This window comes from Blastococcus sp. HT6-30 (assembly GCF_039729015.1).
GTDB lineage: Bacteria > Actinomycetota > Actinomycetes > Mycobacteriales > Geodermatophilaceae > Blastococcus.
Window position 1 is genome coordinate 2926786 of sequence record NZ_CP155792.1, and the last position, 23015, is coordinate 2949800.

At 75.4% G+C, this 23015-nt stretch carries 19 protein-coding genes; 8 read left to right on the top strand and 11 right to left on the bottom strand.

Annotated features, from left to right (window positions below; genetic code table 11):
• Window positions 1-56 precede the first annotated feature (56 nt).
• Together ABC795_RS14125 and ABC795_RS14130 are read left to right on the top strand one after the other, a co-directional pair.
• A complete protein-coding gene (locus ABC795_RS14125; protein WP_347057822.1) occupies window positions 57-908 on the top strand; it encodes an alpha/beta hydrolase in 852 nt (283 codons plus the stop codon).
• A gap of 483 nt (window positions 909-1391) precedes the next feature.
• Window positions 1392-2300, top strand: a complete 909-nt coding sequence (locus ABC795_RS14130; protein WP_347057823.1) for a DUF4349 domain-containing protein — start codon at window positions 1392-1394, stop codon at window positions 2298-2300.
• A 33-nt stretch (window positions 2301-2333) separates the two neighbouring features.
• On the opposite strand, the gene ABC795_RS14135 is transcribed toward ABC795_RS14130, so the two are convergent.
• The 9 genes from ABC795_RS14135 to ABC795_RS14175 all read right to left on the bottom strand — a co-directional run bounded on the left by ABC795_RS14135 (window position 2334) and on the right by ABC795_RS14175 (window position 15072).
• Window positions 2334-5666 carry an ATP-dependent DNA helicase gene (locus ABC795_RS14135; RefSeq protein WP_347057824.1) on the bottom strand — a complete coding sequence of 1111 codons (3333 nt, stop codon included), beginning with the start codon at window positions 5664-5666 and terminating at the stop codon, window positions 2334-2336.
• Window positions 5663-8845: an ATP-dependent DNA helicase gene (locus ABC795_RS14140; RefSeq protein WP_347057825.1), complete on the bottom strand. Its 3183-nt coding sequence runs from the start codon at window positions 8843-8845 to the stop codon at window positions 5663-5665. Before ABC795_RS14140 ends, ABC795_RS14135 begins: the two co-directional genes overlap by 4 nt.
• Before the next feature lie 66 nt (window positions 8846-8911).
• On the bottom strand, window positions 8912-9073 hold the full coding sequence (locus ABC795_RS14145; RefSeq protein WP_347057826.1) for a hypothetical protein: 162 nt from the start codon (window positions 9071-9073) through the stop codon (window positions 8912-8914).
• A gap of 109 nt (window positions 9074-9182) precedes the next feature.
• Window positions 9183-9476: an MGMT family protein gene (locus tag ABC795_RS14150; RefSeq protein WP_347057827.1), complete on the bottom strand. Its 294-nt coding sequence runs from the start codon at window positions 9474-9476 to the stop codon at window positions 9183-9185.
• Between the two features lie 30 nt (window positions 9477-9506).
• Window positions 9507-10088 carry a TIGR03086 family metal-binding protein gene (locus ABC795_RS14155; RefSeq protein WP_347057828.1) on the bottom strand — a complete coding sequence of 194 codons (582 nt, stop codon included), beginning with the start codon at window positions 10086-10088 and terminating at the stop codon, window positions 9507-9509.
• Between the two features lie 124 nt (window positions 10089-10212).
• Window positions 10213-11373, bottom strand: coding sequence for an adenylyltransferase/sulfurtransferase MoeZ (moeZ, locus tag ABC795_RS14160; protein ID WP_347057829.1), 1161 nt, complete (start codon window positions 11371-11373; stop codon window positions 10213-10215).
• A gap of 134 nt (window positions 11374-11507) precedes the next feature.
• Complete coding sequence (locus ABC795_RS14165) at window positions 11508-13016, bottom strand: hypothetical protein (protein WP_347057830.1); 1509 nt, start codon at window positions 13014-13016, stop codon at window positions 11508-11510.
• 55 nt (window positions 13017-13071) lie between these two features.
• The gene (locus ABC795_RS14170) at window positions 13072-13971 is read right to left on the bottom strand and encodes a DUF3152 domain-containing protein (RefSeq protein WP_347057831.1); all 900 of its coding nucleotides are present in this window, start codon (window positions 13969-13971) and stop codon (window positions 13072-13074) included.
• A 39-nt stretch (window positions 13972-14010) separates the two neighbouring features.
• On the bottom strand, window positions 14011-15072 hold the full coding sequence (locus tag ABC795_RS14175; RefSeq protein WP_347057832.1) for an alpha/beta hydrolase: 1062 nt from the start codon (window positions 15070-15072) through the stop codon (window positions 14011-14013).
• Between the two features lie 71 nt (window positions 15073-15143).
• On the opposite strand from ABC795_RS14175, the gene ABC795_RS14180 reads away from it, so the two are divergent.
• Together ABC795_RS14180 and ABC795_RS14185 are read left to right on the top strand one after the other, a co-directional pair.
• Window positions 15144-15788 (top strand): TetR/AcrR family transcriptional regulator, encoded by a 645-nt coding sequence (locus tag ABC795_RS14180; protein ID WP_347057833.1) that lies wholly within the window; start codon window positions 15144-15146, stop codon window positions 15786-15788.
• 99 nt (window positions 15789-15887) lie between these two features.
• Window positions 15888-16130: a DUF3107 domain-containing protein gene (locus ABC795_RS14185; RefSeq protein ID WP_347057834.1), complete on the top strand. Its 243-nt coding sequence runs from the start codon at window positions 15888-15890 to the stop codon at window positions 16128-16130.
• 174 nt (window positions 16131-16304) lie between these two features.
• Here the strand turns inward: ABC795_RS14185 and ABC795_RS14190 are convergent, their stop codons facing one another.
• On the bottom strand, window positions 16305-16955 hold the full coding sequence (locus ABC795_RS14190; protein ID WP_347057835.1) for a ferritin-like fold-containing protein: 651 nt from the start codon (window positions 16953-16955) through the stop codon (window positions 16305-16307).
• Window positions 16956-17145: 190 nt separating this feature from the next.
• Between ABC795_RS14190 and ABC795_RS14195 the strand changes: the two genes are divergently transcribed.
• The 4 genes from ABC795_RS14195 (at window position 17146) to ABC795_RS14210 (ending at window position 22078) form a co-directional block, all read left to right on the top strand.
• Entirely contained in the window at window positions 17146-18975 is a 1830-nt protein-coding gene (locus ABC795_RS14195; protein ID WP_347057836.1) for a DEAD/DEAH box helicase, read from the top strand.
• Window positions 18975-20180 carry a PQQ-binding-like beta-propeller repeat protein gene (locus ABC795_RS14200; RefSeq protein ID WP_347057837.1) on the top strand — a complete coding sequence of 402 codons (1206 nt, stop codon included), beginning with the start codon at window positions 18975-18977 and terminating at the stop codon, window positions 20178-20180. The genes ABC795_RS14195 and ABC795_RS14200 overlap by 1 nt, the downstream gene beginning before the upstream one ends.
• A 114-nt stretch (window positions 20181-20294) precedes the next feature.
• Entirely contained in the window at window positions 20295-21212 is a 918-nt protein-coding gene (locus ABC795_RS14205) for an alpha/beta hydrolase (RefSeq protein WP_347057838.1), read from the top strand.
• On the top strand, window positions 21209-22078 hold the full coding sequence (locus ABC795_RS14210; RefSeq protein ID WP_347057839.1) for an oxygenase MpaB family protein: 870 nt from the start codon (window positions 21209-21211) through the stop codon (window positions 22076-22078). The genes ABC795_RS14205 and ABC795_RS14210 overlap by 4 nt, the downstream gene beginning before the upstream one ends.
• A gap of 28 nt (window positions 22079-22106) precedes the next feature.
• Here ABC795_RS14210 and ABC795_RS14215 read toward each other — a convergent pair whose 3' ends face one another.
• Window positions 22107-22958, bottom strand: coding sequence for a PD-(D/E)XK nuclease family protein (locus ABC795_RS14215; RefSeq protein ID WP_347057840.1), 852 nt, complete (start codon window positions 22956-22958; stop codon window positions 22107-22109).
• Between the last annotated feature and the right edge of the window lie 57 nt (window positions 22959-23015).

The following is a 23015-nucleotide window of genomic DNA, read 5'->3' on the forward strand; positions in this document are numbered from 1 at the left end:
GGCATCGACGGTAGTGCCGTCAGCGCGGCGCCCTCGGCCCGGCTAGCGTCCGGGTCATGCCCGGAGAGCTGCTGCGGACCGACGTCGGCGACCTGACCTTCGACGTGCGCGTCGACGGCCCCGAGGACGGCCGCCCGGTGCTGCTGCTGCACGGCTTCCCGCAGACGTCCGCCTCGTGGGCGGCGGTGACGCCGCTGCTCACGCAGGCGGGGCTGCGCACCTACGCACCCGACCAGCTCGGCTACTCCCCCGGCGCTCGGCCTGCCGAGGTCGAGGCCTACGCCATGCAGAACCTGGCGCAGGTCACGGCGGACCTCATGACGGCGCTGGAGATCCCGGTCGCCGACGTCGTCGGGCACGACTGGGGCGCGAACGTGGCGTGGACCCTCGCCGCCTGGCACAGCGACCGGGTGCGGTCGCTGACGGCGGTGTCGGTGCCGCACCCGGCCGCCTACACCGCGGCCTTCCGCATCGACCCGGAGCAGAAGGAGCGCTCGGCGTACATCCGGCTGTTCTGGCAGCCCGGCAAGGCCGAGGAGGTGCTGCTGGCCGACGACGGGCGTCGGCTGCGCCGGATGCTGCTGGGCACCGAGGGCGACACCGGCGTCTCCCCGGAGGCCGCCGCCGAGTACGTGGCGGCGCTCTCGGCGCCGGGAGCGCTCACCGCGGCGCTCAACTGGTACCGCGCGATGAGCTCCGACATCCGGGTGGACAAGGTCGAGGTGCCCACCACCTACGTCTGGAGCGACGGTGACGTCGCCGTCGGCCGGACCGCCGCAGAGGCGTGCGCGGAGTTCGTGACCGGGGACTACCGATTCGTGGAGCTGCCCGGCGTGACCCACTGGGTCCCCGAGCAGGCACCCGAGCAGCTGGCCGCGGCGATCCTGGACCGCGTCGCCTCGTCGTGAGCGCGCCGGGCCCGCGGCTGCGTGTTCCGGTGGCCGAGGACGCCGGCGACTGAGGCGAGCTGCTCGATGACCCGCGGGCACGTGGTTCACCGGGCCCCCGCCGGTGGCGGTGGTGGTGGCTCGGCATGACGCCGACCGACTGCACCGTCCCCCGACGGCGCTCCTGTCCAGGGATCCGGCCCGACGCTGGCCCGAGTGCGCCCTCTGCCGACATGTCGACTCGTCGATTCGTCGGCATGTCGGCATGTCGGCAGTGGTACCGGCTCCCCCCTCCGCTCTCCGCCCAGGAGCCGGTCGCCCGGCACGTTCCCGCGGGAACGTGCCGGGCGCGCCGTGCCGTCATCCCCTCGTGGAGGCACCCAGCGGAAGGACCAGACCGGCATGATCGGGCGACGGGCACGCGCGAGCGTCGTACCACCCATCGGCGTCACGATCGGGCATCGACGCTGGTCGGCGGCGACCCAACGGCCTACCGTCCGCGCCGTGAGCCGCTTCCTCGGCACGGCAGCCGCGACGCTGGCCCTGGCGTTGCTGGTCGGCTGCACGGGCTCGTCGGGCGCGGAGTCCGGAAGCGCGGACGGCGGTGCCGGCGGCGGCGCGGTCGTTCCCGAGTTCGCCACTCCTGGGGATCCGGGAGCCGCGCCGGCCGACGACGCCACCGGCGCCGACCGGCAGGTGGTCACGACCGCCACCGCAGCCCTCGCCGTCGAGGACCCGGCCGAGGGCGCCCAGCGGGTGAGCGAGCTGGTGGAATCCGTCGGTGGGCGGGTCGAGGAGCGCACCGAGCAGGCCGCGTCCGGGGCGGACGGGGTCGAGGGCGCCGTCGCCGAGCTCGTGGTGCGCGTGCCGGCGGCCGCGCTCACCGGCGTCCTGACCGACCTGGAGGATCTCGGCGACGTCGCGAACGTGTCGGTGTCCCACTCCGACGTGACGACCACGGTGGTGGATCTGGACGCGCGGATCTCGGCGCTGCGGACCGCGGTGGCGCGGCTGCAGGCCCTGATGGACGACGCCGCCAGCACCGAGGCCCTGCTGGCGGCCGAGGAGGCCCTCTCCGAGCGGCAGGAGGAGCTGGAGTCGCTGCTGTCCCGGCGGGCGCTCCTGGCCGACCGGGTGGAGCTGTCGAGGCTGCGCGTCATCCTGGAGCCGTTCGGCGTGGCGCCGCCCGGTGGACCCGACGGCTTCCTCGACGGACTGGGCACCGGGTGGCGGGCCCTGGCGTCGACCGCGGGTTCCATCGTCGTCGTCCTCGGCATCCTCCTGCCATGGGGGGCCGTCGCCGCGCTGGTGGCCGGAGCGGTCCTGGTGCCGGTCCGCCGGGCGCGGCGAGGAGCGCCCGCGGCGGCCGCGCCGCCCCCGGCCCCGCCACCTCCGGCCCCGCCGCAGGGCTGACCGGTTCCTCCCTCCCCGGGAGGCCGGGAGCGGTCAGCCCGTCCCGGTGACGAGGGCGAGCAGGCCGGCCTCGTCGAGCAGGTCCACCGGGCGGATCGTCTCCTTGGCGGCCACGTGGTGGAAGCCGGCGCTGACCCGCTGCACCGGCACCCCGGTCAGCCGTGACCAGCCGAGCCGGTAGGCGGCCAGCTGCACGCCGACCGCGGCCAGCTCCGCGCCGGACGGCGGAGGACCGGTCTTCCAGTCGATGACCTCGTAGCCGCCGTCCTCGCGCTGGAACACCGCGTCGATCCGCCCCCGCAGGGTCAGCGGGCCCAGCGGGGTCTCGAACGGCACCTCGACCTCGACCGGCTGCCGGTCGGCCCACTCGCTGGCGAGGAAGGCCTCGCGCAGCTCCTCGAGCTGGTCGTCGGGCACGGCGAGCTCGTCACCGGAGCCGGGCAACTCGTCCAGGTCGACCAGGCGCGCGGCTCCGAAGCGCTCCTCCAGCCAGGCGTGGAAGGCGGTCCCCCGGCGGGCCTGCGGCGCCGGCGCGGCCGGCATCGGGCGGCGCAGCCGGCGGGCCAGCTCAGCCGGGTCGCGGCGGAGCGTGACCAGCGCCGACACCGACAGGTGCGAGGGCAGCGGCACCTCGACGGTCGGGCTGGCCGCAGCGGCGCGCTCGCGGAGCAGCAGGTCGGCGTCGCGGACCCACTGCTCGACCAGCTCGTCGGCCTCGCCCAGGCTGCGATCAGGGTCCAGCGGGTGCGGCGCAGCTCCCTCGACCAGCTGGGCGGCGGCGGTCAGCGCGCGTCGGCGCGGCTCCGACAGCGGATCGGCCGGCCACACCCCGACCGGCCACTCCTCGAGCGCCGGGTTGGTGGCGCCGTCCTCCGGTGCGGGGGCCCAGTAGAGGACGGTGCCGGCGCCGGCCTCGCACGCCTCCCTGGCGGTGTGCAGCAGGGACGACGGCCCGCACGGCCTGATGCCGTCGCGCCACCAGCTGCCCGAGCACAGCAGCAGCCGCTTGGCGCGGGTGACGGCGACGTAGCCGAGCCGGATCTCCTCGTCGCGGCCGAAGTCCTTCCAGTCCTGGACGTACTCCTCCAGGGCATCCCGGACCACCGCCTGGTCGCCGGATCCGGGCACGGGCAGCTCCAGACGGGGCAGCTCCGCGCGGTCGGTGAGCCGCAGGTCGACCGGGACGGCGCCGGGATCCTTGATCCAGGAGTCGCTGGCGTTGCTGCGCGCGGGGAACTGGTCGACGGTCATCCCGGGCACGGCGACGACGTCCCACTCCAGCCCCTTCGCCGAGTGGCCGGTGAGCAGCTGCACCGCCTCGGGATTGACCGCCACCTCACCGGGTTCCAGCCCTCGCTCGCGCTCCTCTGCGTCGCGCAGGTAGCCCAGGAACGCCGGTAGCGACGGCAACTCGGCCAGCTCGGTGAACTCCGCGGCGACGCCGTGCAGCGCGTCCAGGTGCGCCCGCGCACCGGCCGGGCTGACCCCGGGCGCGCTGGCGAGCTCGGTCTCCAGCCCGAGGGTGCGGGCCACCTCGTCGACCAGGTCGGGCAGCGAGTCACCGATCCGCGTGCGCAGATGGGCGAGCTCGCCACCCAGCCGGCGCAGCCGCCGGTAGCCGGTCGGCGAGTACTGGGCGGCATCGCCGAGGTCGTCCAGCGCCTCGACGATGCTGCCGCGCTCCTGCGGGGGCTCCACGGCGCCCGGCCCCTCGGCCGGCTGCTGGCTGTCGTCCGGGCGCGCCGGGCGGCGCGAGTGCACGAGCGCCCGGGCGCGGGCCTCCAGCGCGGCGAGGTCGCGTGGGCCGATCCGCCAGCGGGCACCGGTGAGCAGCCGGCCCATCGCGTCTCCCGCGGTGGGGTCGACCAGCACGGTGAGGGTCGCGACGACGTCGGAGACCTCGGGCACCTCCAGCAGCCCGCCCAGCCCGACGACCTCGACGGGCAGCCCGCGCTCGCGCAGCGCGGCGGCGATGCCCGGCAGCTGCTTGCGGGTGCGCACGAGCACCGCCATCGACGGCGGGCGCCCGTCGGGACGGGCCGGCACGGCGGCGTCCGAGCCGTTCCAGCAGGCGGCCAGGCGGTCGGCCAGCGCCGTCGTCTCGTCGGCGACCGTGTCGTACAGCCCGACGGTGACCGCGCCGCGGCCGGCCGTGGGTGCGGGGGTCAGATCGGGCAGCGGCTGGGCGGGCTCGGGCAGCATCGCCGAGACGGCGTTGGCGACGGCGAGCACCGCCTCGTCGTTGCGCCAGCTGGTGGCCAGCGTCAGCCGCTCGGCACCGTGGCCGGGACGCCCCGGGAAGGTGCGGGCGAACCGCTCGATCGTGCCGGCGGACGCGCCGCGCCAGCCGTAGATCGACTGGCGCGGGTCGCCGACGGCCAGCACGGAGTGGCCGGTGTCACGACCGAAGAGCGCCTCCAGCATGCGCAGCTGCCCGACGCTGGTGTCCTGGTACTCGTCCAGCAGCACCACCTGCCAGCGCGCCCGCTCGCGGCGGCCCACCTCGGGCGAGGCGACGGCGATCCGCGCGGCATAGGACACCTGGTCGGCGTAGTCGATGGAGCCCATCGCCCGTTTGCGGGCCTCGAACGCCTCGACCAGCGGCAGCAGGGCCACCCGCGCCCGCTGCCGGGCGAGCATCTCGGTGACCGCGGCGTAGGGTCCCTTCTTCTTGGGCGCGTCCGGATACCCGGCGATCTGCGCCTCCAGCCGCGCCGTCCAGGTGCGCAGCGCAGCCGGGGTGACGTCGTGCTCCCCCATCTCGCCGGCGAGGGCGAGCACGTCCTCCACCGTGGTGAGCAGCGTCAGCGGCACGTCCGACATGTCGCCGGTCCAGGCCGCCACCACCGTCGCCGCCTGCCCCCAGCACATGGCCGGCCCGAGCACCCCCGCGCCGGGTTCCACACCGATCCGCAGCCCGTGCTCGGCGACCAGTGACGCGGCGTACCCGTGGTAGGTCGAGACCGTCGGCTGGGCGATGGCGAGACGCTCGCGGAGGTCGTCCTCGGTCTCCGGGTGCCGGGCCAGGGCGCCCAGGCGGAGCCGGATCCGCTCGTTCAGCTCGCTGGCGGCCTTCCGGGTGAAGGTGAGACCGAGGATGGCCTCGGGCTCCACGATCCGGTTGGCGACCAGGTAGGACACCCGGGCGGCCATCGTCTCGGTCTTGCCCGAGCCGGCGCCGGCGACCACCACCAGCGGTCGGTCCGTGGGGGCGCGGACGACGCCCGCCTGCTCGCTGGAGGGAGCGTAGGAGAGCCCGCAGCGCTCGGCCACCTCCGCCGGCGTCAGCAGGCGGCGCGGCGCCTGCTGCGGTGACGGGGCCTCCGCCAGGAGTTCGTCGAAGGAGAGCTGCCCGTCGTGGCTCATCCGGTCACCTGCCGTCCGCGCTCCTGCAGCGGGCAGCTGCGCCGGGCCGGGCACCGCGAGCAGTGGGCGCCGGTGCGCACCTCGAACGTCCCGGCGCCCATCCCGTTCCCGACCTCGGCCACCAGCTGCCCGGCCCACGTCTGGTCCAGCGGCACGTCGGCGGGCAGCGGCTCCTGGTGCTGCTCCTTGGCCTTCGCCCCGGTGCCGACCTGGAGCAGGGCCGCACCGCCGGGCACCGTGCCGTGCTCGGCGAACCCGCCGGCGGCGATCGCCACCTGGTAGGCGGCCAGCTGGCCGTGCTCCTCCGTGTTCTTGGCCGCTGTCTTCCCGGTCTTGAGGTCGACGACGACCAGACGGCCCTCGGCGTCCCGCTCCAGCCGGTCCACCTGACCGCGGATGCGCGCCCGGCCGACCACGACGTCGACGTTGCCCTCCGCGGAGAGCAGCTCCCGGCCGTTGGCGGCGTGCCAGCGGAGAAAGCGGTCGAGCATGTCGTGGGCCTGGAGGCGCTGCCGCTGGTCGGCCCAGCCGGGGCCGAGGTCGAGCTGGTCCAGCTCGGCATCGAGCACCGGGCGCGCATCGACCGGCGGCAGCCCCTCGGCGACCTGCTGGGCGACCGCGTGCACCGCCGTCCCGACGGTGCGGGTGGCGTCGGGTGAGGCCTCGGCGCCGACCGCGCCCAGGACCCAGCGCAGCGGACAACGCTGGAAGGTCTCGATGGCCGAGGGCCGCAGCCGCACCGGCTCCTCCGCCGGCACCAGCGGCGCGTCGTCCGACAGGGGCGCGAGCCCCCACCAGCGGGCGGGCGCGGCACCGGCCACGCCCTCGTCGGCCAGTCGGCGGAGCAGCGCCGCCGCTGCCGAGCGGCGGGCGGAAGACGTGTGCGGATCGGTGACCGCCCGGCGCAGCTCGGCGACCAGCGCCGGCAGGGTGAGCGCCCGGGGCAGCTCGGTGAGCGGACGGCCGTCGGCGGGGGGTGGCTCGACCAGGTCGAGGAACCGGGAGGCGGTGGCGCCCGCGTCCGCGCCGTCCAGCGCGCCCTCGATGGCGGTGACGACTAGCCGCCGGCGGGCGCGGGTGGTGGCGACGTAGAACAGCCGCCGCTCCTCGGCCAGCGCCAGTGCGCGCCGGTCGGTGCCCGCGGCGTCGACACCCGCGGCCTTCTCGACCAGCACCTCCGCACCGAGCAGCGACGCCCGCTCCCGCAGGTCGGGCCAGACGCCCTCCTGCACGCCGGACACGCAGACCACGTCCCACTCCAGGCCCTTGGCGGCGTGCGCGGTCAGCAGCCGGACCGTCTCGCCGGCGGCCGCCCGGGCGGCGCCGGTGTCGCCCGGCAGCTCCTGCGCCGACAGATGGGCGACGAACGCCCGGACGTCGGCCGACGGCAGCCGGTCGACGAACCCGGCGGCGGCGTCGAACAGCGCGACGACGGCGTCCAGGTCGCGGTCGGCGACAGCTCCCGGCGGACCGCCGGCGGCGCTGGCCCGCGCCCAGCGGGGGCCCAGCCCGCTGCGCTGCCACATCGCCCAGAGCACGTCCTCGGCGGTGCCGTCCTGCGCTAGCGCCAGCCGGCCGGCGGCCATGACCGCCGCCACCCGGGCGGCCGGGCGGGCCAGGTGCTCGGGCAGCGCCTCCAGCAGCCCCTCGTCGGTGAGCGCGTCGGCCAGCGGCGTCCCTCGCTCGGCGGCGTCGATGCCCTGCTTGGCCAGGGCGACCCGTACCGCCCGGCGCAGCCGGCGCAGGTCGAGCACCGTCGCGCCGCCGAGCGGGGAGGCCAGCAGCGCCTCGGCTCCCGGCTCGTCGAGACCGGTGGGCTCGCCGTCGGGACGCGGCAGCAGCGCCGAGAGCGCGTGCAGGAAGGGGGCGACGGCGGGCTGCGCGGCCAGCGGCAGGTCGTCGGTGGAGACGGTGACCGGCACGCCGGCGGAGGCCAGCGCCCGGCGGAACGGACCGAGCACCCCGGTGGTCCGCACGACGACGGCCATCTGCGACCACGGGACGCCGTCGAGCAGGTGCGCCCGGCGCAGGACGTCGGCGACGTAGGCCGCCTCCACCGCGGCAGACCCGAACACGTGCACCTCCGCCTCGCCGGGGGGTGCCGACTCTCCCGCCGTCAGCCGGCGGTGCTCCCAGGGGCCGGGCAGCCCCTCGGCCACCGCGCGGCTGATCCGCAGCAGCTCCTCGCCCGACCGCCGGCAGACGCCCAGCGACAGCCGGCCGGCCGGGCGGCCGTCGGTGTGCCGGAACCGGTCGGGGAACTGCACGATGCCGCGGGGCTCGGCGCCGCGGAAGGCGTAGATGGACTGGTCCGGGTCGCCGACCGCGACCAGGTTCCCACCACCCCCGGCGAGCAGCGCGAGCAGCTCGACCTGCGCCGGGTCGGTGTCCTGGTACTCGTCGACGAACAGCCAGCGGGCGCGCTCGCGCTCCTGGCGCAGGAGCTCCGGGTCCTCGCTCAGCTCGAGGATGGCCTGGCGGACCAGCTCCGCCGGGTCGTAACCGGAGGCGTCACCGCGGGAGGCGACCCAGAAGTCGCTGACGTTCTCGTACTGCTGCTGGAACGCGGCGGCGTGCACCCAGTGGTCACGGCCGGTCTCGCGGCCCCAGGCGGCCAGGCGGGCGGGACCGACACCCCGCTCGGTCGCGCGCAGCAGCAGCTCGCGCAGCTCCGCCCGGAAGCCCTCGGTGCCCAGCGCCGGCGCGAGGTCGTCGGGCCAGCGGACGGTGCCCACGCCTTCGGCGTCGCCGCGCAGCAGCTCGGCGACGACCGCGTCCTGCTCCGCGGAGGTGAGCAGCCGCGGCGGCGGGTCGCCCCGCAGCACGGCGGCGCGGCGCAGCACGCCGTAGGCGTAGGAGTGGAAGGTGCGGGCCAGTGGTTCTCGGATGGTGCGCGCCACCCGCGAGGTGATGCGGGTGCGCAGCTCGGCCGCGGACTTGCGGCTGAAGGTGAGGACGAGGATCTGCTCGGGGTCGATCCCGGCGTCGATCCGGTGGGCGACGGCCTCGACGATCGTGGTGGTCTTGCCCGTACCGGGGCCGGCGAGCACCAGCAGCGGCCCGCCCGGGTGGTCGACGACCGCCTGCTGGGTCGGGTCGAGCCGCGGAGCCGTGGTGCGTGGCGGCTCCCCCGGGAGCAGCCGGTAGACCGGACCGCTCTCACCCCCGTGCTGTGCCACCCCCCGATGGAATCACGGGGGTACGACGATCCGGGGACGGGCGTGACGGGTGGGAGGACCGACCGGTCAGGCGAGGGAGTCGGCCAGCGCCGCTTCGAGCATGAGGTCGGTCGCGGTGGTCAGCCAGCCGGCGACCAGGAGCAGCGGCCACGCCTGCTCGCGGTCCAGCGACGCGGTTCCGGCGACCAGCCCGGCCTGGGCGACCGCCCGGCACGCCATCGTGTTCATGCACCTGGGATCGGCACGGGATCGCCGCAGCTGAAGGCGATGCGCGGAAATGGTCCGCATGGGTCGGATCGACACACGCCGGACACCGGCGCCTGACGGCTGCGCCGGATCAGTCGGGCCAGCCGACCGCCGCCAGCTGGACCTTTCCGTTGCGGACCGGCACGCCCTCGCCGGCCAGCAGCTCCAGCTGCCGGGCGCGCACCGGTTCGGCGGCCGAGCCGTCGGCACGCACCACCCGGTACCAGGGCACCGCTCCTCCACCGGAGCTCAGCGCCCGCGCCACCCGGCGCGGGCCGACGCCCACCAGCCGGCCGATGGCGCCGTAGGTGCTCACCCGCCCGCGCGGGATCCGCTCCACCACGTCGAAGACGGCCTCGTCGACGTCGAGCGCGGCATCGGTCACCGGCTCATGGTGACTCCCCGGACCGACGGGTCAGCAGTCCTTGCGCCCGAAGCGGGCCAGCAGACGGGTCTGCGGCGGTGCGGCCGCGGAGACGTCGAGAGGCGCGTCGAAGAGTCCGGGCACGCCGTCCTCCGGCAGCCGCTCGGCGTAGACCAGCGCCGCGGTCACCAGCTCGCCGTCCAGCTCCGTGTCGCCGTCCGTGGCCTGTGCGAGGTCCCAGGCGTGCACGGTGAGGTCGGCGGTCATCTCGAGGATGTACTCGGCACTGGGCGTGGGGCCACGGGAGAGGTGCACGGTGCGGATCAGGCCCTCGTCCTCGGCGAACGCCGACAGCGCCGCGTCCGCGGCCGACTCCCAGCCGAGCAGCGGGTCGGCCCCCAGCAGGTCGCTGCGTCCGTCGGGGAAGCGTCCCTCCGCGTACGGCTCCCCGGCCATCAGCGGCGGCACCCACAGCTGCTCGCTCACCAGGTGCGCGACGAGGTCGGACACCGTCCACCCGGGCAGCGCCTGGTCCTCCCAGCGGTCCGGCTCGACCGCATCGACCCGGTCGGTGAACTGGTTCTGGGCGCGCTGGAAGAGCTCCAGGAGCTCGACGGGCGAGAAGTCGGCCATGGCGTCAGTGAACATGCCGAGGGCCCGGCCCGCCTCCCCGAGGAGAGGCGGACCGGGCCTTCGGCGACGTGCTGGAGGGGCCCCTTCGCAGGGTCCCGGCCCGAGCGGAGCGAGGGTCGGGGCCTCAGTAGGTGGGCAGCGCCTTGTCGATCCGCGTCGCCCACGCCGTCACGCCGCCCTGGACGTGCACGGCGTCCCGGAAGCCGGCGTTCTTGACCGCGGCGAGCGCCTCGGCCGAGCGGACACCCGTCTTGCAGTGCAGCACGATCGGCTTGTCCTGCGGCAGCGACGCCAGCGCCCGGCCGGAGAGGATCTCGTCCTTGGGGATCAGCGTGGCGCCGGGGATCGAGACGATCTCGTACTCGTTCGGCTCCCGGACGTCGATCAGCTCGAAGTCCTTGCCGGCGTCCATCATGTCCTTGAGCTCGTCGACGGTGATCGTCGAGCCCGCGGCCGCCAGCTGCGCCTCCTCGGAGACCACGCCGCAGAACGCCTCGTAGTCGATGAGGCCGGTGATCGGCTCGCCCTCGGGGTCCTTGCGCACCTTGATCGTGCGAAAGGTCATCTCCAGGGCGTCGTAGACCATGAGCCGGCCCAGCAGCGTCTCGCCGATGCCGGTGATCAGCTTGACCGCCTCGGTCGCCTGGATGGCCCCGACGGTGGCGCACAGGACGCCGAGCACGCCGCCCTCGGCGCACGAGGGCACCATGCCGGGCGGCGGGGGAACCGGGTAGAGGTCGCGGTAGTTCGGGCCGTGCTCGTTCCAGAAGACCGACACCTGGCCGTCGAACCGGTAGATCGAGCCCCAGACGTAGGGCTTGTCCAGGAGCACGCAGGCGTCGTTGACCAGGTATCGGGTGGCGAAGTTGTCGGTGCCGTCGACTATGAGGTCGTACTCGCGGAAGATGTCGAGCACGTTCTCGCTGTCCAGGCGCGTCTCGTGCAGCCGGACGTCGATCAGCGGGTTGATCTCCTTGATGGAGTCGCGCGCGCTCTCGGCCTTGGACCGGCCGACGTCGGACTGCCCGTGGATGATCTGGCGCTGCAGGTTGGACTCGTCGACGGTGTCGAACTCGACGATGCCCAGGGTTCCGACACCGGCCGCGGCGAGGTACATCAGCACCGGCGAGCCGAGGCCTCCGGCGCCGACGGCGAGCACCTTGGCGTTCTTGAGCCGCTTCTGCCCGTCCATCCCGACGTCGGGGATGATCAGGTGGCGGCTGTACCGGCGGACCTCGTCGATGGACAGGTCGGTCGCAGGCTCCACCAGGGGTGGCAGGGTCACGCTTGCTCCTCTTGGTCGCGGACAGCGGCCCGCACCGGGGCCGACGATCGTCGGCATAACAGCGTGCCAGGCCGCCGTGTTCCCACCCGTCCCGTGGCCCGGCCCGGCCGCTCCCCGGACCGGCGGCGCCGCGGTCAGCGGCCGGAGAGCAGCCACCGCACCCGTCGTCGCACCCCGCCGGGTACGCGGCCGGCCAGCGCCCGGACGGCGACCAGCAGTGCCTCCCGCCGGGCCGGCGGGTGGCCCTCCATCACCAGCAGGTCACCGTGTGTGCCGTAGCCGAACACGCCCTCGTGCCAGGGCGTGCCGTCGAACGTCACCAGCCACCACCGTCGCCGGCGGCCCCGGCCGGTGGAGAAAACCATGGGGTGCGGGATGTTGGAGCCGTACGGTGCCCGCAGCGTCCCCACCCGTCCCAGATCCAGGTCGTAGACGGGGAATTCGGCGGCATCCCGGTTGCTGGCCAGCAGATACCAGGTTCGCCCGAACCGCTGCAGGAGGGTGCCCTCCGCCTGCTCGAGCCCGTCGTCGGCGCCGACCCGCTCGAGCCCGGCGGTCGGGTCGGCGCCGGTTGTCGTGGCCAGCGCCGGGTGGAACACGTACCGCGGTGGGCCGAATGACGTGCACTCGGTGAAGGCCAGGTACCAGCGGCCGCGTACCCGCGCGGGGGATGGGTCCCACGCGCTGGCAGTGGTCGGCAGCCCCAGCCGCTCGGTGCGCAGCACGTGCACGCCATCCAGCAGGTCTTTCCCGCGGACGGTCGCGTGTCGCACGTGTACCCCGCGCTCCGGGGTGTGGTCGCCCCAGGACGACACGAGGACGAGCCAGCGGTCGGCCTCCTCATCGAGGAGAAGAGCGCCGGCGTGGTCACCGAGCAGCAGCCCGTCCCGCTCGCTGAACAACGTGGCCACGTGCACCGGCCGGGCTGAGGGATCGGCGACGTCGAGGGCCCACACCGCCCAGTGCCCCTGCTGGAAGAACCCGAGCCCGGCGTTCGTGGCGGTGAGGAACAGGTGCCCGTCCCGGATCACCGGACTGCCATCCGGGCGACGAACCACCTGCGGGTCCCGCAGGCCGACGGCGCCCGAGTACCCGGCCCGGACCCGGGAGACGACGGCTCCGCCCTCCACGGCCCCGCAGCCGTATTCCAGCGAGCCGAGCACCGCCGGGTCGCGCAGGTCGGTCAGGCCGGCGACCTGGTCCCGGGCGGTGAGGTACGGGCGCCACCGCTCGTCGGCCCCGTCGGCCACCAGGACGGACACCTGGTTCTCGTTCACCACGCAGGCCAGCCGGAACGGGGCCGTGAGCTCTACGGGCACGGACCCCACGACGACCGCACCAGCGGAACCGTCCACCTCGATCGAGATCTCCCCCCGGGCCGCGCGGTACGTGGCGAGGACGCCCCCGGTGCCCGCCAGCCCGCACCGCACCCCGCCACCCGGGCGCACCTCGGCGACGTCCACCACAATCGCGCAGAACGGCGCTCGTGGCCCGGGGCCTAACCGGACGAACGAGCCGGGAGGGAACTCCAGGCCCTCGTTCCGGTCGTGCTGCACGAAGGGCGAGAGCAGGTCGACCGTCCGGTGGCGGGCAACCTCGGAGAAGGTCAGCCGGAAGGGGTCGCGCAAGGGCCGACCGGTCACCCCGGTGAGGCTACCGAGCGGGGTGCCCGCCCCCGTGGCCCGGCCGGCCCCCGGGTCAGGGATGGGGCCACGCGTTCCGCACGCAGTCGCCGAGGTCGAGCGTCTGCTGCTGCATGACGGGGGCGAGCCGGCCGGGGCCGGGGCACTGCTCGTGCCCGTTGCCGAGCACGTGGCCGACCTCGTGGTTGACCACGTAGCGGCGGTAGGTCGCCAGGTCCCCGTCGTAGTGCGGCACGGCCGTGGCCCAGCGGGCCAGGTTGATGACGGCGCGATCCCCGTACCGGCAGGACGTGTAGCCGCCCGTGCCGACGCCGGGGCAGTACGTCTCCATGCTCCCCGGGCTGACCAGGCTGACCCTGAAGTCGTGCTCGGCACCGATCCCGACGCGCTGGAACGACATCCGCCCACCGTTGCCCCAGGACCGCGGGTCGGCCAGCGTCGTCGTCACGGCCTCGGCGAAGACCACGCCGTCCACCCCGATGCCGTCCTCGACCTCCACGACGAAGCGCTGCAGCGGACCGGTGCCGAGGACGTCGGAGCCGCCGTCGACCAGCACCAGGTCACCCGTCCCCTGCTCCACGTACTGCTCGGCGGTCACCGGTGCGGGGATCTCCACCGGTCCGGCGTCGCCCTCCGCGGGCGGTGCGGGCTCGACCGAGGGTCCGGTCGGCGCCTCGGCCGACGGGGCGGCGGGCGCCGTCGTCGCGGGGGCCGGACCGGCGGCCGTCGACGCCGAGCCGGGCGGGTTCAGCACCAGGTCGACCACGACGGCGAGAGTGGCGAGCGCGAGGACGGGGATGGCATAGGCCCGCCAGCCGTGCCGCCGCACGAACCGCGCCAGCCCGCTCCCGGACCGCTCGGCGCCGCGGCGCCCGGGCGCCGGACGGGGCCGTTCCTGCGCGACCAGCGGCCCGCGACGCGACGCGGGCCGGCCGTCGGTCAGACGTCCGCCCACCGGCCGCCCTCCTGATCGTCGCTCCGCCCCCCGGTGGACTCAGCGTCTCACGCTGCGTGGCGCGTCCGCGACAGCCTCGGAATGCGCCACGCTCGGTCCGGCGGGTCGGCCCTCGACCATCCCGAGCACCGCGCGGGCCGTCGGCTCCGGCGCCTCCAGCATCGCCACGTGCCCGACGCCGTCGAGCAGGAGGAGCCGACCGTCGGGCACGGTCGCGGCCAGCCGCGGGGCCAGCGCCGGGTCGACCAGCCGGTCGCGGCCGCCCCAGACGACCAGCACGGGCATGCGCAGCCCGCGGGCCGCCCGCCAGGCGTTCGCCGGGCCGAGGCGCAGGTAGGAGGTGATCAGGCCGCGCATGCTCCGGGCCAGTGCCCGGTCGGCCCACGGCTGCTCCGCCCGCTCGTGCATCTCCCGCACGGCCTGCTCGATGCGCTCGGGCGGCACCGCGCCCGGGTTCCCGAAGCACATGCGCACCATCGACCGGACGCTCTGCTCAGGGGGGACGGCGGCCAGCCGGCGCTCGGCCAGCGTCGGTACTCCGGGCACCAGGAGGAGCAGCAGCGCCCGGCTGAACGCCGGGGGCACCCGGTACACCGGCATGGCCGGCGACACGAGCGTCAGCGTGGCCACCAGGTCGGGCCGCAGCGCGGCCACCAGCAGGCTGACCAGCCCACCGAGGGAGTTGCCGACCAGGTGCACGGGCCGGCCTGCGCCCTCCCCCGGCTGCGCGGCGACGTGCTCCAGCACGTCGACGACGGCACGCACGTGGCTCCGGATCGAGTACCGCCCGCGCGACGGGGGCCGCGACCGGCCGAACCCGGGAAGGTCCACCGACCAGCCGTCGAACCGCACCGCGAGCAGCGCGGCGAGATCGGTCCAGTTGGTGGAGGCGCCGCCGAGGCCGTGGACGTAGAGCGCCCGCTCCCTGGCCGGGGCCGACGGCCGGTGCCCGTCGGCGTCGTCGCGGTCGACCGGCCCCGTCCACGGGGTGCGCCGGACGAAGACCGCTCCACCACGGACGGCGACTTCCTCCCCCGGCCAGGGCGGCACCGCGCGACCCGTCGTCGGCAGCGGCGTGGTGGACAGGACTGCGTCGGACATCGCCTGCGACGGTATCGCTGTCTGCCACTGGTCTTCCTGGTCAGGAGCCCGCCGGTAGCATCCCCCCTGCCATGCAGCCCTCATCGCCCGCCGCAGCCAACCGGCGCACGGCTCGACTGCCGCGCGGCGCCCGCCGCCTGCAGCTGCTGCGCGCCGCCCAGGACGTCTTCGTCGCCCAGGGTTTCCACGCCGCGGCGATGGACGACATCGCCGTGCGGGCGGGGGTCAGCAAGCCGGTGCTCTACCAGCACTTCCCCGGCAAGCGGGAGCTGTACCTGGCGCTGCTCGAGGAGCACGTGTCGGAGCTGGCCGATCGGGTCGGCCAGGCGATGGGCGGCACCGCGGACAACCGCGCCCGGGTGAACGCCGCCGTCGGGGCGTACTTCGACTTCATCGACGCCGACGGCGAGGCCTTCCGGCTGGTCTTCGAGTCCGACCTGCGCAACGACGAGGACGTCAGGGCCATCGTCGACCGCGGCACGGCCGTCTGCGTCGAGGCGATCGCCGGCGTCATCGCCGCGGACACCGGCGCCGACCCCGAGCGCGCCCTGCTGCTGGCCTCCGGCCTGTCCGGGCTGGCGGAGAGCAGCGCGCGGTGGTGGCTGCCGCGCAAGGGCACGGTGTCCCGCGACGAGGCGGTCGCCCTCATGGCCTCCCTGGCCTGGCGTGGCATCTCCGGCTTCCCCCGGGTGGACGGCGACCCGCCGCCTCCCTGACGGGCCGTTTCGCTGACGGCGCACCCACTCGACCGGTCCGCCCACCGGTCCCTGGACTAGCGTTGGGGGCAGTCGCGCGAACGAGGAGGCATCGCCCACGTGGAAGTCAAGATCGGCGTCCAGCACTCGCCCCGGGAGCTGGTCATCGACAGCCCCAAGACCCCTGACGAGATCGCGGCCGAGGTGGCCAAGGCCATGTCGGGCTCGACCAAGGACGGCCTGCTCACCCTGGTCGACGAGCGGGGCCGCCAGGTCCTCGTCCCCGTCGACCGCATCGCCTACGTGGAGATCGCGGCGGCCGATCAGCGCCGCGTCGGGTTCATCGCCGGCACCAGCTCCTGACACCAGGCTCCGAGACGGGGCGTCACCGCACTCGCGGTGGCGCCCCGTCGTCGTCCGCAGGGCCGTGCCGAGTGGGCCCCGGAGGCGTCCGCGCAGGCACGACGGACCCGCTCCACGCACCACGGGGACGGCCGTTGCCCGCGGTGCCGGCCGGAGGCCGACGACGTCCCCGCTTCAGGGGTTCAGCCCGAGGGCCTTCATCCGTTCGGTGTGGGCCGTGGTGATCCGCTCGATCAGCCGGCCGACGCCGGACAGGTCCCCGGTTCCGGAGACGATGAGGTCGGCCAGCCGGTCGTGCTCGGCGATGACCCCCTGGGAGCGCGTCATGGCCTCCCCGACCAGCCGGCGGCCCCACAGCGCCAGGCGGCCGGCGACCGTGCGGTCGGCGGCGATCGCGGCGCGCACCTCCCGGACCGCGAAGTCCGCGTAGCCGGTGTCGGCGAGCACCTCGAGCACGAGACCGCGGTCGGGCTCGGGCAGGAAGCCCGCGATCTCGCGGTAGAAGTCGGCGGCCAGCCCGTCCCCGACGTAGGCCTTCACCAGGCCCTCCAGCCAGGTGCTGGGCCGGGTGCTCTCGTGGAAGGTGTCGAGCGCCGACACGAACGGCGCCATGGCCGTGGCCGGGTCCACACCCAGTTCGGACAGCCGGGCGGTGAGCTGCACGTGGTGGGCGATCTCGGCGGCCGCCATGCGGGCCAGCGCCGCCCGGCCGGCGAGCGTCGGTGCCATCCTGGCGTCCTCGGCGAGCCGGTCGAACGCGGTGAGCTCGGCGTAGGCGAGCACCCCGAGCAGGTCGGCGACGGCCGTGTTCTCCACCGGCGGCACGGCAACTCCTGGAGCTCGACGGGCAGGGCCCGCGTGCCCCGGACGAGTGATGCGTCCGACAGCAGGGAGCGCGGCGCCGAGAGGCTAACCGGTGCCCGCGCTAGCATGGGAACCGGCGAGCCTTCGGGCACGCTCGTGTATCTGCGCGCTGACGACCGCTGGACGATGCCCCCTGGGCCGTCTCCCGGACGTGTTCGACGCCCGGTCCCGCTGGCCGCGTCGGCGCTGGAACTCATCCCGCGACATCCGACCGCGGACGGGCACGAGGCGGCACCGCCGCCGCCGGAGCCGGTCCCCCAGCCGACCAGAGGCGAGAGCACTGACCTCCACCGACACGAACCCCGACCCGACGAACTCCGACCCGACCGGCGCCCCCGCCGCCGCCGAACTCGACCGCGCCGAGAGCGGCGCCCCGGCCCCCGAGGAGCTCGAGCAGGCCGTCGAGGAGTTCGGCGGCGCGCCCGTCGCGCCGGACAGCCCGCTGTTCAGCGACTTCGACGTGCACCCGGACATCATCGCGGCGCTGGCCGAGGTGGGCATCCACCGCACCTTCGCCATCCAGGAGCTCACGCTCCCCCTCGCGCTGGCCGGGAACGACCTCATCGGCCAGGCCCGCACCGGCACGGGCAAGACCCTGGGCTTCGGCGTCCCGCTGCTGCAGCGGGTCACCCCGCCGGCCGAGGGCGGCGATGGTGTGCCGCAGGCACTGGTCGTCGTCCCCACCCGCGAGCTGTGCGTGCAGGTCTCCCGCGACCTCGCCGCCGCGGGCACCAAGCGCGGCATCCGCGTGCAGGCCATCTACGGCGGCCGGGCCTTCGAGCCGCAGGTCCAGGCCCTGCAGACCGGCGTCGAGGTCGTCGTCGGCACCCCGGGCCGGCTGCTCGACCTGGCCCAGCGGGGCGACCTGATCCTGGGCAAGGTCAAGGTGCTCGTCCTCGACGAGGCCGACGAGATGCTGGACCTGGGCTTCCTGCCCGACATCGAGCGGATCCTGGCGATGGTCCCGGAGAAGCGGCAGACGATGCTCTTCTCCGCCACGATGCCCGGCCCGATCGTCACGCTGTCCCGGTCGTTCATGACCCAGCCCACGCACATCCGGGCCCACGGCAACGACGAGGGCTCGACGGTTCCGCAGACCACCCAGTTCATCTACCGGGCGCACAACCTGGACAAGCCGGAGCTGCTGTCCCGGGTGCTGCAGTCGCGCGACCGCGGCCTGGTGATGGTCTTCTGCCGCACCAAGCGCACCGCCCAGAAGGTCGCCGACGAGCTCGTCGACCGCGGGTTCGCCGCGGCCGCCGTGCACGGCGATCTCGGCCAGGGCGCCCGCGAGCAGGCGCTGCGCGCCTTCCGCAGCGGCAAGGTCGACGTCCTGGTGGCCACGGACGTCGCCGCCCGCGGCATCGACGTCACCGGCGTCAGCCACGTGGTGAACTACCAGTGCCCCGAGGACGAGAAGACCTACGTGCACCGGATCGGTCGCACCGGCCGGGCCGGCAGCACCGGCGTCGCCGTCACGCTGGTCGACTGGGACGACATCCCCCGCTGGCAGCTGATCAACAAGGCGCTGGATCTCGGGTTCGACGACCCGCCGGAGACCTACTCCACCTCGCCGTGGGTCTACACCGACCTCGACGTCCCCGAGGGTGCCAAGGGCCGGTTGCCCCGCTCGCAGCGCACCCGCGAGGGCCTGGACGCCGAGACCCTCGAGGACCTCGGCGAGACCGGGAAGCGCAACCGCCCAGCCGGCCGCGCCGACGACTCGCGCGGGCCGGGGAGCCGGACCGCCGACGAGGAGAAGCCGGCCGGCGGGGGCAAGAGCCGTCCTCGCCGTCGTACCCGGAGCGGTGGCGGCTCGGGTGCCGCCGCCGAGAGCAAGGACTCGGCCGCGGCTGCCGACGCCCCGGCCGGCGCCGAGAGCTCGTCCGAGGGCGGCAGCGCCAAACCGCGCCGTCGTCGTCGCCGTCGCGGCGGTGCCGGCCGCGGCGGTTCGGACGCCGGCGCCGCCGCCACCGACTGATGAAGGACCTGCCTTCCCCCCTCTCCTCGCTCCGCTCGGGGTGGGTCCCTGAAGGCAGGCCGTTCCACCACCTCGGTAGCCCGCCCCTGCGCGTCTGGGTCTGGACGGCGGCCACCCTCGTGCTCGTCGTCGTCGCCGCCGTGCTCTGGCGGAACTCCGACGCGGCCGCCACCGACAGCACCACCACAGCACCGGCCGACGCCCCCACCGGGGCGCCGGCCGGTGCCGTCTCCGAGGTGTGGTCGGTCTCCGGCGACCCGCGGACCGCCGACGTCGTCGAGGGCGGACGCGTGCTGGCCGGTTCCGACCACGGCGTCCGGGCGCTCGACCCGGCCACCGGCGAGGAGGCCTGGCGCTACACCCGGGGCAACGCCTGGCTGTGCGGCCTCACCGTCACCGACGGCGTGGTGGTGGCCGTCTTCCGGACCGAGGACCGGTGCGACGAGGCGGTCGGTCTCCACGCCGGCACCGGGGTGCGCGCGTGGACCCGCAACGTGAACTTCCGGTCCGACATGACCCTTTCGTCCACCGACCGCATCGTGCTCGCCCACAGCCCGACGGGGATCGTCACGCTCGACCCGACGGGCAACAACATCCGCTGGCGGTACGCCCCGCCGTCGGGGTGCGAGCTGCTGGGCTCGGACGCGGGGGACGCCGGCGTGGCGGTGCTGGAGCGGTGCGCGGGGTCCCGGGTCCTGCAGCTGCGGCTGCTGGACGGGTTCGACGGGAGCGCGCACTGGACGCGGGACCTGACGCTGTCCGACGCCGAGGACGCCGAGCTGCTCGGCGCCGACCTGCTCGTGGGCGTGCGGACGGGTGACGAGGTGGAACTGCGCTCCGCTGCGGACGGCGCGCTGCTGACCACGCTGGCGGCCACGGCCACGGCCGAGGGCGCCGCGCGGCAGTCGGCCATCGACGGTGCGGTGCTGGTCTCCGCCGGCGGCACCCTCACCGCCGTCGAGCCGGGCTCGGGGCGACGCCTCTGGGAGGCGGCCGCGACCGGCCTGCCCGGCGAACCGGTCAGCGACGACGACCGGCCGCGGCTGACGGTTCCGGACAGCCAGGGCTTCGCCCACCGCGACGCGGCCACGGGTGAGGAGCTGGACCGGTCGGTGGCGTCCGGGGTGCCGGCGGGCGGGACGGCGACCACCGTCGGCGGCACCGTGGTGCTCCGCCTGCCGGACGGCGTGCGCGCCTACCGCTGACGAGGACCCCCTGGCCCCACCGCTCGCAGGCTCGCGGCGGGCACCTGCGGGGAGGCCGCTCCGTGCGCCGAGCCGGTGCGGCACGGTCGCGGCGATCGGGGTTCACTGGGGACCATGGTCCTGCCCGGTGGCTCCGATGCCCGCGACGTGCCCCTCGCCATCGCCCCCGACGACCTCCGCCAGCTGGCCCACCACGACGCCGGCTCCCGCACCTTCGCGGGCGGGGCCGGACCGCTGGCCGCCCTGGACACCGGCGGCACCGCCGTCCGCGGCACCGTGCTGATGGTGGCCGGGTACACCGGCAGCAAGGAGGACTTCGCTCCCCTGCTGCGGCCGCTGGCCGAGGTCGGCTACCGCGTCGTCGCACTCGACCAGCGCGGCCAGTACGAGTCGCCCGGACCCGACGACCCGGCCGGGTACTCGGTGGAGGTGCTGGGCGGCGACGTGCTCGCGGTCGCCCGCGTGCTCCGGCAGGAGTCCGGGGAGCCGCTGCACCTGCTCGGCCACAGCTTCGGCGGGCTGGTGACGCGGGCCGCAGTGCTGGCCGAGCCCGGCCTGTTCACCACGTTCACGCTGCTGGGTTCGGGGCCGTCCCGGCTCACCGGGCGTCGCGCGGAGCTGCTGGACCACCTCGGTCCGCTGCTGGACGCCGGCGGGGTGCCGCTGGTCCACCAGACCCTCGAGCAGGTCGCGATGACCGATCCGAGGGCCCAGGCCGTGCCGGCGCCGACCCGGGAGTTCTACGCCCGCCGCTTCCTGCGGAACTCCGCGGCCGGGCTGCGCGGCATGGCCGACGCGATGCTGGCCGAGCCCGACCGGGTCGGCGACCTGAAGGCCACCGGTGTGCCGGTGCTCGTGGCGCACGGTGAGGCCGACGACGCCTGGTTGCCGCACGTGCAGGCCGACATGGCGCAGCGGCTGGGCGCCCGGCACGAGGTCATCAACAGCTCGATCCACTCCCCCGCCGTGGAGAACCCGGCGCGCACGCTGGAGGTCCTGTGCGACTTCTGGGCCACCGCGGTCCCGGCATGACTGCCCTGCCGTCACCGGCGGACTGGGCTCCCGACGAGGACCGCCTGGGCTTCTTCGGGCCCGGCAGCGTGACGTGGCGGGTGCACGCCGACCCGTCCTTCTCCGTCGGCGGGCTCCGCGCCCTGCTGCTGCAGGCGCTCCACCCGGTGGCCGTGGACGGCGTCGCCCGGTTCTCGGGGGCGTTCCGCGACGACCCCTGGCCGCGGCTGATCCGCACCGCGACCTACGTCGACACCCTGACCTTCGGCACCCGCACCGAGGCGGTGCGGGCGGTGGCCCGGGTGCGGGGCATCCACCGCCGGCTCGGTGCCGTCGAGGAGACCACCGGCCGCGAGTACCGGGTCGACGACCCCGACCTGCTGCTCTGGGTGCACTGCTGCGAGGTCGACTCACTGCTGGCCGTGGCCCGCCGTGCCGGGGTGCCGCTCACCGACGACGACGCCGATCGGTACGTCGCCGAGCAGGTGACCGCCGCCGAGCTCGTCGGGGTGCCGCGCGCCGACGTCCCCGCCTCGGCGGCGGAGCTGGCCGCCTACTTCGAGCGGATGCGGCCGTCGCTGGCCGCCACCGCGGCGGCCCGGAACGTCTACCGGCTGATCGTGCTGCCCCCGATGCCCACCTGGGTGCGCTTCCTGACCCCCGCCCAGCCGGCGTGGGGCGGGCTGGCCACGCTGGCCGTGGCCCTGCTGCCGCAGTGGGCGCGCCGGCTGTACTCGCTGCCCGGGTTCGGCCTGACCGACGCCGCGGCGACGGCTGCGGTGCGCGCCTTCCGGCAGGCGGTCCTGCGACTGCCGCTGCGGGCACAGCGCTCCCCCATCGTCTGGGCCGGGTTCGACCGGGTGGGTGCGGAGCGCCTCATCGCCTAGCTGTACTGCCCGGAGACGGGCAGTACACCTAGCCGGTGGCCCCCGGCTCCTCGGGGAGGAAGCTCCACGGCTCCCGGGCCGGCCCCGCGGCCTGGCCCGCCGGGCAGCTCGGCCGGAAGTCGCACCACCCGCAGTGGCGGCCGGGGACCGGCGGGAAGGCGGTGTCGACCTCCGCGCCACCGGCGAGCGCCTCGGTGGCGGCGGTGATGTCCACGGCGATGTCCTCGGCCCGCCGCACGTGGTTGGCCAGCGACCGGTCGGTGTGCTCGAAGGCCGCGACCGTGCCGCTGGGCAGGTGGTGCAGCTCGACCCGGCTGCACGGCCGCCGGAGGGTGCGTCGCACGCCGAGGACGTAGGCCGCCAGGGCGGGTGATCCGCGCGCCTCGTCGTCGGTGGAGGGCACCCGCCCGGTCTTGTAGTCGACGATCACGAGCTCGTCGCCCCGCTGGTCGATGCGGTCGACCCGCCCGGAGAGCGCGAGCCGCTCGGTGGTCGCCGCGACGGTGCGCTCGGTGCCCACCGGCTCGTCGGCGGGGTCGAGCCCGGCGACGTACTCGATCAGCCAGCCGGCCGCGCGCGCCCGCCAGCGTTCGGACTGCTCGTCGTCGCGGAACCCGGTGGGCGACCAGGCGGCGTGCAGCAGCTGGCGCGCCGCGGCCGCGGTGCGCCGCGGCACCGGGGCGTCCCACCACGAGCGCAGCGCCGCGTGCACCGCCGAGCCGACGGTGTTGTGCGCCCACGGCGGCCCCTTCGGCGGCTGCGGCCGGTCGACGTAGGTGAACCGGTAGCGGCGCGGGCAGTCGGCGAAGGTCGCCAGCTTGCTCGGCGTGGCCGGGAACAGCCGGCGCGGCATGCCCGGCATCTCGAGCTGGTCGCTCACCGCCGCACCCCGCCGTCCACGGCCGCCACGGTAGCCGGGGCCACCGACGGCCCGCGG

Excerpts from the sequence above, each read along its gene's own strand:
- ABC795_RS14125 (WP_347057822.1), top strand. The coding sequence starts at position 57 with ATGCCCGGAGAGCTGCTGCGGACCGACGTCGGCGACCTGACCTTCGAC.
- ABC795_RS14135 (WP_347057824.1), bottom strand. The coding sequence starts at position 5,666 with ATGAGCCACGACGGGCAGCTCTCCTTCGACGAACTCCTGGCGGAGGCC.
- ABC795_RS14145 (WP_347057826.1), bottom strand. The coding sequence starts at position 9,073 with ATGAACACGATGGCGTGCCGGGCGGTCGCCCAGGCCGGGCTGGTCGCC.
- ABC795_RS14155 (WP_347057828.1), bottom strand. The coding sequence starts at position 10,088 with ATGGCCGACTTCTCGCCCGTCGAGCTCCTGGAGCTCTTCCAGCGCGCC.
- ABC795_RS14175 (WP_347057832.1), bottom strand. The coding sequence starts at position 15,072 with ATGTCCGACGCAGTCCTGTCCACCACGCCGCTGCCGACGACGGGTCGC.
- ABC795_RS14180 (WP_347057833.1), top strand. The coding sequence starts at position 15,144 with ATGCAGCCCTCATCGCCCGCCGCAGCCAACCGGCGCACGGCTCGACTG.
- ABC795_RS14200 (WP_347057837.1), top strand. The coding sequence starts at position 18,975 with ATGAAGGACCTGCCTTCCCCCCTCTCCTCGCTCCGCTCGGGGTGGGTC.
- ABC795_RS14205 (WP_347057838.1), top strand. The coding sequence starts at position 20,295 with ATGGTCCTGCCCGGTGGCTCCGATGCCCGCGACGTGCCCCTCGCCATC.
- ABC795_RS14210 (WP_347057839.1), top strand. The coding sequence starts at position 21,209 with ATGACTGCCCTGCCGTCACCGGCGGACTGGGCTCCCGACGAGGACCGC.